This window comes from Streptomyces sp. NPDC102360, assembly GCF_044766085.1.
Classification (GTDB): Bacteria; Actinomycetota; Actinomycetes; order Streptomycetales; family Streptomycetaceae; genus Streptomyces.
This window is the reverse complement of the sequence record NZ_JBIWLG010000002.1, coordinates 952,644-966,093: the sequence shown is the minus strand read 5'-3', so window position 1 is coordinate 966,093 and position 13,450 is coordinate 952,644. Positions and strand designations below refer to the sequence as shown.

The 13,450-nt window shown below is 69.7% G+C and carries 14 protein-coding genes; 11 read left to right on the top strand and 3 right to left on the bottom strand.

What is annotated here, in order from left to right:
• Positions 1-11 precede the first annotated feature (11 nt).
• Positions 12-461 (bottom strand): DUF3093 domain-containing protein, encoded by a 450-nt coding sequence (locus tag ACIRHA_RS13710; protein WP_403844158.1) that lies wholly within the window; start codon positions 459-461, stop codon positions 12-14.
• Between the two features lie 58 nt (positions 462-519).
• Between ACIRHA_RS13710 and ACIRHA_RS13705 the strand changes: the two genes are divergently transcribed.
• From ACIRHA_RS13705 to ACIRHA_RS13675, 7 genes are all read left to right on the top strand, one after another.
• Entirely contained in the window at positions 520-1,104 is a 585-nt protein-coding gene (locus ACIRHA_RS13705) for a PaaI family thioesterase (RefSeq protein ID WP_403844156.1), read from the top strand.
• A complete protein-coding gene (gene dut, locus ACIRHA_RS13700; RefSeq protein WP_403844153.1) occupies positions 1,101-1,664 on the top strand; it encodes a dUTP diphosphatase in 564 nt (187 codons plus the stop codon). Before ACIRHA_RS13705 ends, dut begins: the two co-directional genes overlap by 4 nt.
• A 1-nt stretch (position 1,665) precedes the next feature.
• Entirely contained in the window at positions 1,666-2,430 is a 765-nt protein-coding gene (locus tag ACIRHA_RS13695; RefSeq protein WP_403844150.1) for a DUF3710 domain-containing protein, read from the top strand.
• A 177-nt stretch (positions 2,431-2,607) separates the two neighbouring features.
• The gene (locus ACIRHA_RS13690; protein WP_403844148.1) at positions 2,608-5,223 is read left to right on the top strand and encodes an ATP-binding protein; all 2,616 of its coding nucleotides are present in this window, start codon (positions 2,608-2,610) and stop codon (positions 5,221-5,223) included.
• Positions 5,220-5,903: a response regulator gene (locus ACIRHA_RS13685; RefSeq protein WP_403844145.1), complete on the top strand. Its 684-nt coding sequence runs from the start codon at positions 5,220-5,222 to the stop codon at positions 5,901-5,903. Before ACIRHA_RS13690 ends, ACIRHA_RS13685 begins: the two co-directional genes overlap by 4 nt.
• Positions 5,904-5,968: 65 nt before the next feature.
• Positions 5,969-6,382, top strand: a complete 414-nt coding sequence (locus tag ACIRHA_RS13680; RefSeq protein ID WP_351338553.1) for an OB-fold nucleic acid binding domain-containing protein — start codon at positions 5,969-5,971, stop codon at positions 6,380-6,382.
• Positions 6,383-6,385: 3 nt separating this feature from the next.
• The gene (locus ACIRHA_RS13675) at positions 6,386-7,180 is read left to right on the top strand and encodes a DUF3159 domain-containing protein (RefSeq protein ID WP_403844143.1); all 795 of its coding nucleotides are present in this window, start codon (positions 6,386-6,388) and stop codon (positions 7,178-7,180) included.
• A 116-nt stretch (positions 7,181-7,296) separates the two neighbouring features.
• Here ACIRHA_RS13675 and ACIRHA_RS13670 read toward each other — a convergent pair whose 3' ends face one another.
• Entirely contained in the window at positions 7,297-7,968 is a 672-nt protein-coding gene (locus tag ACIRHA_RS13670) for a TrkA family potassium uptake protein (protein WP_266715002.1), read from the bottom strand.
• The gene (locus ACIRHA_RS13665; protein ID WP_403844141.1) at positions 7,968-8,639 is read right to left on the bottom strand and encodes an NAD-binding protein; all 672 of its coding nucleotides are present in this window, start codon (positions 8,637-8,639) and stop codon (positions 7,968-7,970) included. Before ACIRHA_RS13665 ends, ACIRHA_RS13670 begins: the two co-directional genes overlap by 1 nt.
• A 270-nt stretch (positions 8,640-8,909) precedes the next feature.
• On the opposite strand from ACIRHA_RS13665, the gene ACIRHA_RS13660 reads away from it, so the two are divergent.
• The 4 genes from ACIRHA_RS13660 (at position 8,910) to ACIRHA_RS13645 (ending at position 13,424) form a co-directional block, all read left to right on the top strand.
• Positions 8,910-10,955: an APC family permease gene (locus ACIRHA_RS13660; RefSeq protein ID WP_403844139.1), complete on the top strand. Its 2,046-nt coding sequence runs from the start codon at positions 8,910-8,912 to the stop codon at positions 10,953-10,955.
• Between the two features lie 132 nt (positions 10,956-11,087).
• A complete protein-coding gene (locus tag ACIRHA_RS13655) occupies positions 11,088-12,416 on the top strand; it encodes a class I SAM-dependent RNA methyltransferase (RefSeq protein WP_403844137.1) in 1,329 nt (442 codons plus the stop codon).
• Positions 12,417-12,840: 424 nt separating this feature from the next.
• Positions 12,841-13,035: a ribbon-helix-helix protein, CopG family gene (locus tag ACIRHA_RS13650; RefSeq protein ID WP_403844134.1), complete on the top strand. Its 195-nt coding sequence runs from the start codon at positions 12,841-12,843 to the stop codon at positions 13,033-13,035.
• Complete coding sequence (locus ACIRHA_RS13645) at positions 13,032-13,424, top strand: type II toxin-antitoxin system death-on-curing family toxin (protein WP_403844132.1); 393 nt, start codon at positions 13,032-13,034, stop codon at positions 13,422-13,424. Before ACIRHA_RS13650 ends, ACIRHA_RS13645 begins: the two co-directional genes overlap by 4 nt.
• The last annotated feature ends 26 nt before the right edge of the window (positions 13,425-13,450 follow it).

Sequence of the window (13,450 nt, the reverse complement as noted above, 5' to 3'; positions counted from 1 at the left end):
CGGCGCTGAGTTCAGGCGCGACTCAGAGCCTTTGCCAAAGCTTCAGGGTCGCGCGTCGACACGTAGACGTACGGCGTCGGGTCCGACGGATCGGTGATCTCCGCCCGCACCGCGGTCGTGACATAGCTGCGCAGCAGCATGAAGGCGCGCGGGTCGGCCTTGTACGTGCGCCACGCCCGGGCCTCCTCCGCGTCCAGGACGTGCACCTCGCCGAGAGCGGACAGCGGGATCTTCGCGTCGCCCGCGACCAGCGAGTCGGCCACGACGCGGACCCGCGCCGAGCCGTACGAGCTGGTGATCACGGCCGCGATGAGCAGGCCGCCGACGAAGCCGCCGAGCAGCGGCAACGGGCCGAAGGGCAGCAGGATGATGGCCCCCACGACCCCCACCATGAACGTGATCAACCACCACGTACGGGGCGCGGTGAGTCGTTCGTCGTAAGGCGTCGCCGAGAGCTCCATGGGGTCAAGCTTGGCACGATGCGTGCACTGATAGGACGCGCGGGTAAGGTCTGCGGCTGTGAGTGGTACTTCTGCAGCTCTGACGCCCCCCGCCGACGCCATAGCCCCGGTGCGGCACCCCGACGCGCCCGCCCCCGGTGAGCTCCTCGGCGCGCACTACGGACACTGTTTCGGCTGTGGTGGCGACCAACCGCACGGGCTGCACCTGGCGGCGCGGGCCGGTGAAGGCGTCACCGTCACCGCCGAGTTCACCGTGCGCCCCGCGCATCAGGGTGCGCCGGGTCTCGCGCACGGCGGGGTCCTCGCGACCGCGCTCGACGAGACGCTCGGCTCCCTGAACTGGCTGCTTCAGGCCATCGCCGTGACCGGCCGCCTGGAGACCGACTTCGTGCGGCCCGTTCCCGTGGACACGGTGCTGTATCTGTCCGCCGAGGTGACGGCCGTCGCCGGCCGCAAGATCTACTCGACCGCGACCGGCCGGATCGGCGCGCCCGACGGGCCCGTGGCCGTACGCGCCGACGCCCTCTTCATCGAGGTCAAGGTCGACCACTTCATCGAGAACGGCCGTCCGGAAGAGATCGAGGCGGCCATGAGCGACCCCGACCAGGTCAGGCGCGCCCGCGCCTTCGAGGTGAACCCGTGAGCACTGTCCCCGGCGGACCCGGCAACGAACTCGGCGTGCTCGTGCGGCGCGTCGACCCCGACGTGCCGCTGCCCTCGTACGAACACCCCGGTGACGCCGGAGCGGATCTGCGGACCACCGAGGCGTGCGAGCTCGCGCCCGGTGAGCGGGTCGTCCTGCCCACCGGTGTGTCGGTCGCCCTGCCCGAGGGGTACGCGGCCTTCGTGCACCCCAGATCCGGCCTCGCAGCGCGCTGCGGCGTGGCTCTGGTGAATGCCCCAGGGACAGTGGATGCCGGGTACCGTGGGGAGATCAAGGTGATCGTGGTGAATCTCGACCCGCGCGAGAGCGTGCGGTTCGAGCGCTTGGACCGGATTGCCCAACTGGTGGTCCAGCAGGTCGAGAGGGTCCGCTTCCAGGAGGTCGCGGAGCTTCCCGATTCGGTGCGGGCCGAAGGGGGCTTCGGGTCAACCGGCGGGCACGCTGCCGTGGGTGGCCCGACCGTGGCCGGCAGCGGCGCGGACGGTCAAAAGGGTGGGAATCGATACGCTTCGGTCGTATCCGACCGGGAAGGACAGTGACGTGTTCGGACGTCGTAACAAGAACGGCGCCGCCGAGGATGCGGCCGACGAGGCCGAGCAGGTCGTCGACAGCGTCGGCAGTGTCGACTCGGGCGAGGAGGGCTCGGAGCGTGTCCGGCTCGAGCCCGAGCCCCGTCCCGACGGGCCCTGGGACGCCTCCGAGGTCCGCGAGCCCGGCGAGGGCCGGGTGGACCTGGGCGGAGTCTTCGTCCCCGGCGTGGAGGGCATGGAGCTGCGTGTGGAGGTCGCGGGCGACGCGATCGTCGCGGCGACCGTCGTCCTCCAGGACAGCGCGATCCAGCTGCAGGCCTTCGCCGCCCCCAAGAAGGAGGGCATCTGGGGCGAGGTCCGCGAGGAGATCGCCTCCGGCATCACCCAGCAGGGTGGTGTGATCGACGAGGTCGAGGGCTCGCTCGGCTGGGAGCTGCGGGCCCAGGTGCCGGTGCAACTGCCGGACGGTACGGGCGGTTTCCAGGTCGTGCGGTTCATCGGCGTGGACGGCCCGCGCTGGTTCCTGCGCGGCGTGATCTCGGGCCAGGGTGCCGTGCAGCCGCAGGCCGCCGGTCTCCTGGAGCAGATCTTCCGCGACACCGTCGTGGTGCGCGGCGAGGGCCCGATGGCCCCGCGCGACCCGATCGTCCTGAAGCTCCCCGACGACGCGCAGATGGTCGCCGAGAGCTCCCAGGGTGACGGCCAGGAGCCCTCGCGCTTCTCCGGTGGCATGGGTCAGCTGGCCCGCGGTCCGGAGATCACCGAGGTGCGCTGAGGCGCTCACACCGTCGTACGTGGCCGGGGCCGCGCATCCTTCAGGGTGCGCGGCCCCGGTTTCGTGCATCAGGGTTGCGTCAAGGCCACCCGTCCGGCCGCCATCCGCCCCATTTGCGCAGATCGCAGGCCGTAGGCTCGACGCTGCGTAGAGCAGTCACGGGAAGACAATGAGGCCATGGGACGCGGGACGCGGGGCAAACTACGGATCTACCTCGGTTCGGCACCGGGCGTCGGCAAGACGTACGCGATGCTGTCCGAGGCGCACCGCCGGGTGGAGCGGGGCACGGACTGCGTGGTGGCGTTCGTCGAGCACCACGACAGGCCGCGCACCGAGGTGATGCTGCACGGCCTGGAGCAGATCCCGCGCCGCGAGCTCGCGTACCGGGGGGCGGTCTTCCACGAGATGGACGTGGACGCCGTACTGCGGCGCGCCCCGGCCGTCGCCCTCGTCGACGAACTGGCCCACACGAACGTGCCGGGCTCACGCAACGCCAAGCGCTGGCAGGACGTCGAGGAACTGCTTGGTGCGGGCATCGACGTCATATCGACCGTCAACATCCAGCATCTTGAGTCGTTGGGCGATGTGGTTGATTCGATCACTGGTGTACGTCAACGCGAGACGGTCCCCGACGAAGTCGTCCGCCGTGCCGACCAGATCGAGCTCGTCGACATGTCGCCCCAGTCGCTGCGCCGCCGCATGGCCCACGGCAACATCTACAAGCCCGACAAGGTCGACGCGGCACTCTCCAACTACTTCCGCCCCGGAAACCTCACCGCACTGCGGGAGTTGGCGCTCCTGTGGGTCGCCGACCGGGCCGACGAGTACCTCCAGGAGTACCGGGGCGAGCACAACATCCGCTCCACGTGGCAGGCCCGCGAGCGCATCGTCGTCGGTCTGACCGGAGGCCCCGAGGGCCGTACGTTGATCAGGCGTGCGGCGCGGCTCGCCGAGAAGGGCGCGGGCGGCGAGGTGCTCGCCGTCTACATCGCCCGCAGCGACGGCCTCACCGCCGCCTCGCCCAAGGAGCTGGCCGTCCAGCGCACCCTGGTCGAAGACCTGGGCGGCACGTTCCACCACGTCATCGGCGACGACATCCCCGCCGCCCTCCTGGAGTTCGCCCGCGGCGTCAACGCCACCCAGATCGTCCTCGGCTCCTCGCGGCGCAAGACCTGGCAGTACATGTTCGGCCCCGGAGTCGGCGCGACCGTCGCCCGTGAGTCCGGGCCCGACCTCGACGTGCACATCGTCACGCACGACGAGGTCGCCAAGGGGCGCGGACTGCCCGTCGCCCGCGGCGCCCGGCTCGGCCGGTCCCGGATCGTGTGGGGCTGGCTCACCGGCATCGGCGGCCCCGCGCTGCTCGCGCTGCTCCTCACGCACGCCAACAGCGACCTCGGCCTCGCCAACGACATGCTGCTGTTCCTGTCGCTGACGGTCGCCGCCGCGCTGGTCGGCGGGCTGCTCCCGGCGCTGGCCTCCGCGGCCTTCGGCTCACTGCTGCTCAACTACTTCTTCACGCCGCCCCTGCACCTGTGGACCGTCGCCGACCCCCGCAACATCGTCGCCATCGTGATCTTCGTGGGCGTCGCGGTGTCCGTGGCCTCGGTCGTCGACACCGCGGCGCGGCGCACCCACCAGGCGGCCCGGCTGCGCGCGGAGTCCGAGATCCTCTCCTTCCTGGCGGGCAGCGTGCTGCGCGGCGACACCAGCCTGGAGGCGCTCCTCGAACGCGTACGGGAGACCTTCGCGATGGAGTCCGTGGCGCTCCTGGAGCGGGAGGGCGACACCGCGCCGTGGACCTGTGCGGCGAGCGTCGGCGCGCAGTCCCTCGGCCGGCCCGAGGACGCCGACGTCGACATGCCGGTCGGGGACCACCTGGCGCTCGCCCTGACCGGGCGCGTGCTGCCCGCGGAGGACCGGCGCGTGCTCGCCGCCTTCGCCGCGCAGGCCGCCGTCGTGCTGGACCGCCAGCGCCTGCAGTCCGAGGCCGACACGGCGCGGACGCTCGCCGAGGGCAACCGCATCCGTACGGCTCTGCTGGCCGCCGTCTCGCACGATCTGCGGACGCCGCTCGCGGGCATCAAGGCGGCGGTGTCGTCACTGCGCTCCGAGGACGTCGACTGGTCGCCCGAGGACCAGGCGGAACTGCTCGCCGGGATCGAGGAGGGCGCCGACCGGCTCGACCACCTCGTCGGGAACCTGCTCGACATATCGCGCCTCCAGACCGGCACCGTCACCCCGCTCATCCGCGAGATCGACCTCGACGAGGTCGTGCCGCTGGCGCTGGTCGGCGTGCCGGACCCGGACCTCAGCGTCGACCTGGACGTACCCGAGACGCTGCCCATGGTCAGCGTCGACAAGGGACTCCTGGAGCGGGCCGTCGCCAACGTCGTCGAGAACGCGGTCAAGTACAGCCCGCCCGACAAACCCGTCCTCGTCTCCGCGAGCGCGCTCGGCGACCGTGTGGAGCTGCGCGTCGTGGACCGCGGGCCCGGAGTGCCGGACGACGCCAAGGACCGGATTTTCGAGCCCTTCCAGCGCTACGGTGACGCTCCGCGCGGCGCCGGTGTGGGCCTCGGACTCGCCGTGGCGCGCGGCTTCACGGAGGCCATGGGAGGCACGCTCGGCGCGGAGGACACTCCAGGAGGCGGGCTCACCATGGTCCTGACCCTGCGGGCCGCGACCCGCACCACCCAGGACCCGGTCCCGGAGGCCGTACAGACAGCCGTACAGACAGCCGGACAAGCAGCCGGACAGGAAGCTGGACCCCAGAGAGGCAGGCACGCATGACCCGGGTGCTCGTGGTCGACGACGAGCCGCAGATCGTGCGCGCCCTCGTCATCAACCTGAAGGCGCGCAAGTACGAGGTGGACGCCGCCCACGACGGAGCGAGCGCGCTGCAGCTCGCCGCCGCCCGCCACCCCGACGTGATCGTCCTTGACCTGGGCCTGCCCGACATGGACGGCGTCGAGGTGATCAAGGGGCTGCGCGGCTGGACCCGCGTGCCGATCCTCGTGCTGTCCGCGCGGCATTCGTCCGACGAGAAGGTCGAGGCGCTCGACGCGGGCGCCGACGACTACGTGACCAAGCCCTTCGGCATGGACGAGCTCCTCGCCCGGCTGCGGGCGGCGGTGCGGCGGGCCGAACCCACGGGCGGGACCGAGGACGAGGGGATCGTCGAGACCTCCGACTTCACGGTCGACATGGCCGCGAAAAAGGTCAACCGCGGCGGGCACGACGTACGGCTGACCCCGACCGAATGGCATCTCCTGGAGGTCCTCGTACGCAATACGGGCCGCCTGGTCAGCCAGAAGCAGCTGCTTCAGGAGGTGTGGGGGCCCTCGTACGGGACGGAGACCAACTATCTGCGGGTGTACATGGCGCAGTTGCGACGCAAGTTGGAGACCGATCCCTCGCACCCGAGGCACTTCGTCACCGAACCGGGGATGGGGTACCGATTCGAGCGGTGAGGCCCGCGAAAGCGGGGTACACCAGCGGGTACGACGCTGTCACAGGGCCCAGGTACGCTTCCAGTATGAGTGCTGTTCCGCGTTCCGACAGGGCGTCGTCCGAGAAACCGGCGGGCCGGTTCCGACGCATGCTCGACAGGCTGTCCAGCTCCCAGGAGGACCTGGAGTCGGAGGAGCTGCGCGAGGATTCGGAGACCACCGGCTGTACACGTATCGGCGACTGTGCGGACCGACAAATGGTCACCGTAACTGGTACGTTGCGCACGGTAACCCTGCGACCACGCGCCGGAGTTCCCGCGCTGGAGGCGGAGCTGTTCGACGGCTCGGCCGCCGTGGACGTGGTGTGGCTCGGCAGGCGCTCGATCGTCGGGATCGAGCCGGGGCGCAAACTCATAGCTTCGGGACGGATCTCGATGAGTCGGGGCCGTAGGGTGCTGTTCAATCCGAAGTACGAACTCAGACCGCTCGGACGGGAGTAGCCGGTGACGTCCCTCGACAAGCCGACCGACCGCGAACCCACAGGCCAGGACGGGCAGGACGTCACGGACAAGTCCGTGACCGAGGCCGCGCTCTTCGAGGCCTTCGGCGGCGTGCGGGGCATGGTGGAGACCGTCCTGCCGGGCCTGCTCTTCGTGAGCATCTTCACGGTCAACAAGGACCTGCACATGGCGGCCATCGCGGCCATCGCGGTGTCCCTGGTCATGGTGGCCGTGCGCCTCGTCATGAAGGACACGGTGAAGCACGCCTTCAGCGGCGTCTTCGGCGTCGCCTTCGGTGTCGTCTTCGCGATGATGACGGGCAACGCCAAGGACTTCTATCTGCCGGGCATGCTCTACACGTTGGGGCTCGCGCTCGCGTACATCGTCACGACGCTGTGCGGGGTGCCCCTGATCGGCCTGATCCTCGGGCCGGTGTTCAAGGAGAACCTGTCCTGGCGGACCCGTAACCCCGGGCGCAAGAAGGCGTACGCCAAGGCGAGTTGGGCCTGGGGGCTCATCCTGCTGGCCAAGTGCGCGATTCTGTTCCCGATGTACTTCTGGGCGGACACGGATTCGGCCAACACCCAATTCGGCTGGGTGCTCGTCGCGTTGAAGATTCCGCCGTTCCTGCTGGCCGTGTGGCTCACCTGGGTCTTCCTCGCGAAGGCGCCCGCGCCCATCGACGTGTTCGCGGAGATGGAGGAGAAGGAGCGGCAGGCCGAGGCCGAGGCCGAGCGAGAGCAGGCCCAGGCCGCCGGCGCGGAGAACGGGCGCGCGCGGCACCGCCGCGAGGCCTGATCCCCGTACGACCCGAGTACGACACAAGCCCGTGCGGCCCGAGTACGACACAAGGAGGCGGCCCCGAGCGAAGAGCTCGGGGCCGCCTCCTTGTTGCTCGCCCGGCGCGGCGACGCCTACGCGTCCTCGCGCCGCACCGACAGCAGGTCCTCCAGCTGCTCCTCGCGTGCCTGCGCCGCGACGAACAGCAGCTCGTCGCCCGCCTCGAGGGAGTCCTCCGCGCTGGGGGCCAGCACGCGGGTGCCGCGGATGATCGTCACCAGGGACGTGTCCTGCGGCCACTGGACGTCACCCACGCGCGTGCCGGCCAGGGCCGACTCCTCCGGGAGGGTCAGCTCCACCAGGTTCGCGTCGCCGTGGCTGAAGCGGAGCAGGCGGACGAGATCGCCCACGCTGACCGCCTCTTCGACGAGCGCCGACATGAGACGCGGCGTCGAGACGGCCACGTCCACGCCCCACGACTCGTTGAACAGCCACTCGTTCTTGGGGTTGTTGACGCGGGCGACGACCCGCGGGACCCCGTACTCGGTCTTCGCGAGCAGCGAGACGACGAGGTTGACCTTGTCGTCGCCGGTGGCCGCGATGACCACGTTGCAGCGCTGCAGCGCCGCCTCGTCCAGAGACGTGATCTCGCAGGCGTCGGCGAGCAGCCACTCCGCCTGCGGCACGCGCTCGACCGAGATGGCCGTCGGCGCCTTGTCGACGAGGAGCACCTCGTGACCGTTCTCGAGCAGCTCGCCCGCGATGGAGCGGCCGACCGCCCCGGCTCCGGCAATGGCGACCCTCATCAGTGACCGCCTTCCTCATCAGGGCCCTCGGCGAACGCCGCCTCGACCTTCTCGACGTCGTCCGTGCGCATCATCACGTGCACGAGGTCGCCCTCCTGAAGCACCGTCTGCGACGTCGGCAGGATCGCCTCGCCGAGCCGGGTCAGGAACGCGACGCGCACGCCCGTCTCCTCCTGGAGGCGGCTGATCTTCTGGCCGATCCAGGACTCCGACGCGTGCACCTCGGCGAGCTGTACGCCGCCGGTGGGGTCGCGCCACAGTGGCTCGGCGCCGGACGGCAGGAGGCGCCGCAGCATCTGGTCGGCGGTCCAGCGGACCGTGGCGACCGTCGGGATGCCCAGGCGCTGGTAGACCTCCGCACGCCGTGGGTCGTAGATGCGCGCCGCCACGTTCTCGATGCCGAACATCTCGCGGGCGACCCGCGCGGCGATGATGTTCGAGTTGTCACCACTGGAGACGGCGGCGAAGGCGCCGGCCTCCTCGATGCCCGCTTCGCGCAGGGTGTCCTGGTCGAAACCGACCCCGGTGACGCGGCGGCCACCGAAGCCCGAACCCAGGCGACGGAACGCCGTCGGGTCCTGATCGACCACGGCGACCGTGTGGCCCTGCTGCTCCAGGGTCTGGGCGAGTTGGGACCCTACTCGGCCACAGCCCATGATCACGATATGCACGGCCCTACCCCGCACTCCTCATAGGCGTTCTGACCTGCGTAAACGTCCTGCTCATGGCTCTCTCTCGCGGCTTGGTCCGCCCGGTGCGGTTTGATCTCGGGCACGGTGCGGGCAGCATTGCGGCTCGCGCTCTGGACCACCGTATCGGCTCTGTAAGAGAACTCGTCCTCCGCGTCGGCGGCGAGATCGCCGAAGGCGTGGCACAGAGCACGAAGCTGAATGGGGGTGGTGGGTGGGCGGCCCCCCGTTCGAACGCTTACGATCCTCTCCGTGTCCAAACTGACCGACGTGCCCAAACGGATCTTGATCGGGCGCGCTCTGCGCAGCGACCGGCTCGGAGAAACGCTCCTGCCGAAGCGCATCGCCCTCCCCGTTTTCGCCTCCGACCCGCTGTCCTCCGTGGCGTACGCGCCCGGCGAGGTCCTGCTGGTCCTCTCCATCGCGGGCGTGTCGGCGTACCACTTCAGCCCCTGGATCGCGCTCGCGGTCGTCGTGCTGATGTTCACGGTCGTCGCCTCCTACCGCCAGAACGTCCACGCCTATCCGAGCGGCGGCGGCGACTACGAGGTGGCCAACACCAACCTCGGTCCGAAGGCCGGTCTCACCGTCGCGAGCGCGCTGCTCGTCGACTACGTCCTGACCGTCGCCGTGTCGATCTCGTCCGGCATCGAGAACCTCGGCTCCGCGATCCCCTTCGTGGTCGAGCACAAGGTGATGTGCGCGGTCGTCGTGATCGTGCTGCTCACCTTGATGAACCTGCGCGGTGTGAAGGAGTCGGGGAAGCTTTTCGCCATTCCTACGTACGTCTTCGTGGCCGGCGTCTTCATCATGATCGCCTGGGGTGCGTTCCGCGGGCTCGTCCTCGGCGACTCCATGCACGCGCCCACCGCCGACTTCCACATCAAGGCGGAGCACCAGGGCCTCGCGGGCTTCGCCCTGGTCTTCCTGCTGCTGCGCGCCTTCTCCTCAGGGTGTGCGGCGCTCACGGGCGTCGAGGCGATCTCCAACGGCGTACCGGCGTTCCGCAAGCCCAAGTCGAAGAACGCGGCGAGCACGCTCGCGCTCATGGGCGGCCTCGCCGTCACCATGTTCTGCGGAATCATCGTGCTCGCCCTCGTGACCGACGTGCGGATGGCCGAGAACCCGGCGAAGGACCTGATCCACAACGGTGCGGCGGTCGGCGCAGGCTTTGTGCAGGACCCGGTGATCTCGCAGGTCGCCGAGGCCGTCTTCGGCGGCGGCAGCTTCATGTTCCTGGTCCTCGCGGCCGCCACCGCCCTCGTGCTCTTCCTCGCGGCCAACACCGCGTACAACGGCTTTCCGCTGCTCGGCTCGATCCTCGCCCAGGACCGCTACCTGCCGCGCCAGCTGCACACCCGCGGCGACCGCCTCGCGTTCTCCAACGGCATCGTGCTCCTCGCCGGGGCCGCGGCCCTCCTGGTCGTCATCTACGGGGCCGACTCGACGCGCCTGATCCAGCTCTACATCGTGGGCGTGTTCGTGTCGTTCACGCTCAGCCAGATCGGCATGGTGCGGCACTGGAACCGGCACCTGGCCACGGAGCGGGACCCCGCCAAGCGGCGCCGCATGATCCGCTCGCGCGCGATCAACACGTTCGGCGCGTTCCTGACCGGCCTGGTCCTCGTGGTCGTCCTCCTGACGAAGTTCACGCACGGTGCCTGGGTCGCGCTGCTCGGCATGTGCATCTTCTTCGTGACGATGACCGTGATCCGCAAGCACTACGACCGGGTCGCCGAGGAGATCGCCGCCCCGGAGACCCCGACGGACGACAGCGTGCGCCCCTCGCGCGTGCACTCCCTCGTCCTCGTGTCGAAGATCCACCGCCCGACGCTGCGTGCGCTCGCGTACGCGAAGTTGATGCGTACGGACACCCTTGAGGCGTTGAGCGTCAATGTTGATCCAGCTGAGACGAAGACGTTGAGGGAGGAGTGGGAGCGTCGAGGTATTGACGTGCCGCTCAAGGTTCTTGACTCGCCGTACCGGGAAATCACCCGGCCGATCATCGAGTACGTCAAGAACCTCCGTAAGGAGTCTCCGCGCGACGCCGTGAGCGTGATCATCCCGGAGTACGTGGTGGGCCACTGGTACGAGCACCTGCTGCACAACCAGAGCGCGCTGCGGCTGAAGGGCCGACTGCTCTTCACGCCCGGCATCATGGTGACGTCCGTCCCGTACCAGCTGGAGTCCTCCGAGGTCGCCAAGAAGCGGGCCCGCAGGCGGTCCGAGTGGAACGCGCCGGGTGCCGTGCGACGGGGTCCGGTCGAGAAGCGCCCGAAGGAGCCCAGCCCGAAGTAGTCCCTCCACAGGAGGACCTGCCTTGGTGAGCGGCCGGGCGACAGCCACGTAAACTGGTGGGCTGGTGTCCGGCCGCTTTCCTATGTGGCCGCGAAGCCGAAAGATCTTCCCCTTACGTACTGGAGCCCCGCCATGCAGGCAGAACCGACGACGTCACTGGTGGGGGAGGAGTACGAGGTCGAGGTCGGCCCCGTCGCGCACGGCGGCCACTGCATCGCGCGTACGGCCGAGGGCCAGGTCCTGTTCGTCCGGCACACGCTGCCCGGAGAGCGGGTCGTGGCGCGGGTGACCGAGGGCGAGGAGGGCGCGCGCTTCCTGCGGGCCGACGCCGTCCAGGTCATCGAGGCGTCCAAGGACCGCGTCGAGGCGCCCTGCCCGTACTCGGGCCCCGGCCGCTGCGGCGGCTGCGACTGGCAGCACGCCAAGCCCGGCGCCCAGCGTCGGCTCAAGGGCGAGGTCATCGCCGAGCAGTTGCAGCGCCTCGCGGGCCTCACGCCCGAGGAGGCCGGCTGGGACGGCACGGTCATGCCGGCCGAGGGCGACAAGCTCCCCTCGGGCCAGGTCCCGCAGTGGCGCACGCGCGTCCAGTACGCGGTCGACGCCGACGGCAACGCGGGCCTGCGCCGCCATCGCTCGCACGAGGTCGAGCCGATCGAGCACTGCATGATCGCCGCCGAGGGCGTCTCCGAGCTGGGCATCGAGAAGCGCGACTGGTCCGGCATGGAGTCGGTCGAGGCGATCGCGGCGAGCGGTTCGCAGGACCGCCAGGTCATCCTCGCTCCGAAGCCCGGCGCCCGCCTGCCGATCGTCGAGCTCGACAAGCCGGTATCCGTCATGCGGGTCGAGGAGAAGGACGGCGGCGTGCACCGCGTCCACGGCCGCCCCTTCGTGCGCGAGCGCGCCGACGGCCGTACGTACCGCGTCGGCAGCGGCGGCTTCTGGCAGGTGCACCCGCAGGCCGCGGACACGCTGATGCGCGCCGTCATGCAGGGGCTGCTGCCGCGCAAGGGCGACATGGCCCTCGACCTGTACTGCGGCGTCGGCCTCTTCGCGGGCGCGCTCGCGGACCGGATCGGCGACAAGGGCGCGGTCCTCGGTATCGAGTCCGGCAAGCGCGCGGTCGAGGACGCCCGGCACAACCTGGAGGCCTTCGACCGCGTCCGCATCGAGCAGGGCAAGGTCGAGGCGGTCCTGCCGCGCACCGGTATCTCCGAGGTCGACCTCATCGTCCTGGACCCGCCGCGCGCGGGCGCGGGCAAGAAGACGGTCACCCACCTCACGACGCTCGGCGCCCGCCGCATCGCCTACGTCGCCTGCGACCCGGCGGCGCTGGCGCGCGACCTCGGGTACTTCAAGGAGGGCGGGTACCGGGTGCGGTCGCTGCGGGCGTTCGATCTGTTTCCGATGACGCATCATGTGGAGTGCGTGGCGATTCTGGAGCCGGCTGAGAAGGGGCGCTGACCCGCCGTTTTGCATCTCAGATGGTCAGCTCGACGTGTTTTCGCTCGTGGAAGGCGTCGACTGAGGTTCGCTTGTGCAGAACGCGCTGAACTGCAGGTTCAAGGGGCCGACGTGGGTCTCGCGGCGACGTGGCGATGCGCAATGCAGAATTTTTGACGCTCGGATGACGCTCGAATATCGGAAGCCTCAACCTCGGACCTCTCCGGCCCTGGGCCGTAGACCGGGGCCCTCGGTGCGGGGCAAGGACTCCGGTTCGGGGGCCGACTGCACCTCGCCAGCGGCGGCGCGTGCTGCTACCTCGTCGCACGCACCTCGGAACCGAGACCGCGGCCCGACCGGGCCACGAAGGACGGCGTCGTGGTCCGAGGTCTTGAGTGGCTGGCATCACCTCGCCACCCAGATACCAGTCCGGTATCATTGCTGTATGGCGATGACACTCCGACTTCCCGACGACCTTGACGCGAAGCTCACCGAGCGGGCTCGTCGGGAGGGTCGCAGTAAGCAGGAGCTTGCCATCGAGGCCATCCGTGACGCCCAGGACCGGGCCCAGCTGAAGGTCGATGACGTCCTGGCCGAGCTGATGGACAGCGATGCGGGGATCCTGGACTACCTGAAGTGACCCAAGTGCGCTACATCCATATCGACGAGATCCTGGCCATCGCTCGCACGGTCAACGGTACCGAGCACAGTGTGCGTGACATGGGGCTTTTGGTGTCAGCGATCGAACGGCCCCGGACGAACGTGTTCGGGGCCGAGCTATACCCCACGCTGCACGAGAAGGCGGCGGCACTGCTGCACTCCGTCGCTCGCAATCACGCGCTGATCGATGGCAACAAGCGCACCGCCTGGCTTGCCATGCGTGTCTTCCTGCGGTTCAACGGCGTCAGCGCCAGGACCGCCCCGCCACTCGTCTCCGTGGCTGGCCCATTCGTCGAGGAAGTCGCGCAGGACAACATCGATGTACCGGCTATTGCCAAGCGTCTGTCGGCCTGGTTCCCCGTTTCCTGACGTTCGACGTCGTGGGTACGAGACGG

What these genes read in the sequence shown, in the direction of transcription:
- ACIRHA_RS13685 (WP_403844145.1), top strand. Translation starts at nt 5,220, where the DNA reads ATGACCCGGGTGCTCGTGGTCGACGACGAGCCGCAGATCGTGCGCGCC.
- ACIRHA_RS13650 (WP_403844134.1), top strand. Translation starts at nt 12,841, where the DNA reads ATGGCGATGACACTCCGACTTCCCGACGACCTTGACGCGAAGCTCACC.
- ACIRHA_RS13690 (WP_403844148.1), top strand. Translation starts at nt 2,608, where the DNA reads ATGGGACGCGGGACGCGGGGCAAACTACGGATCTACCTCGGTTCGGCA.
- ACIRHA_RS13670 (WP_266715002.1), bottom strand. Translation starts at nt 7,968, where the DNA reads ATGAGGGTCGCCATTGCCGGAGCCGGGGCGGTCGGCCGCTCCATCGCG.
- ACIRHA_RS13655 (WP_403844137.1), top strand. Translation starts at nt 11,088, where the DNA reads ATGCAGGCAGAACCGACGACGTCACTGGTGGGGGAGGAGTACGAGGTC.
- ACIRHA_RS13710 (WP_403844158.1), bottom strand. Translation starts at nt 461, where the DNA reads ATGGAGCTCTCGGCGACGCCTTACGACGAACGACTCACCGCGCCCCGT.
- ACIRHA_RS13680 (WP_351338553.1), top strand. Translation starts at nt 5,969, where the DNA reads ATGAGTGCTGTTCCGCGTTCCGACAGGGCGTCGTCCGAGAAACCGGCG.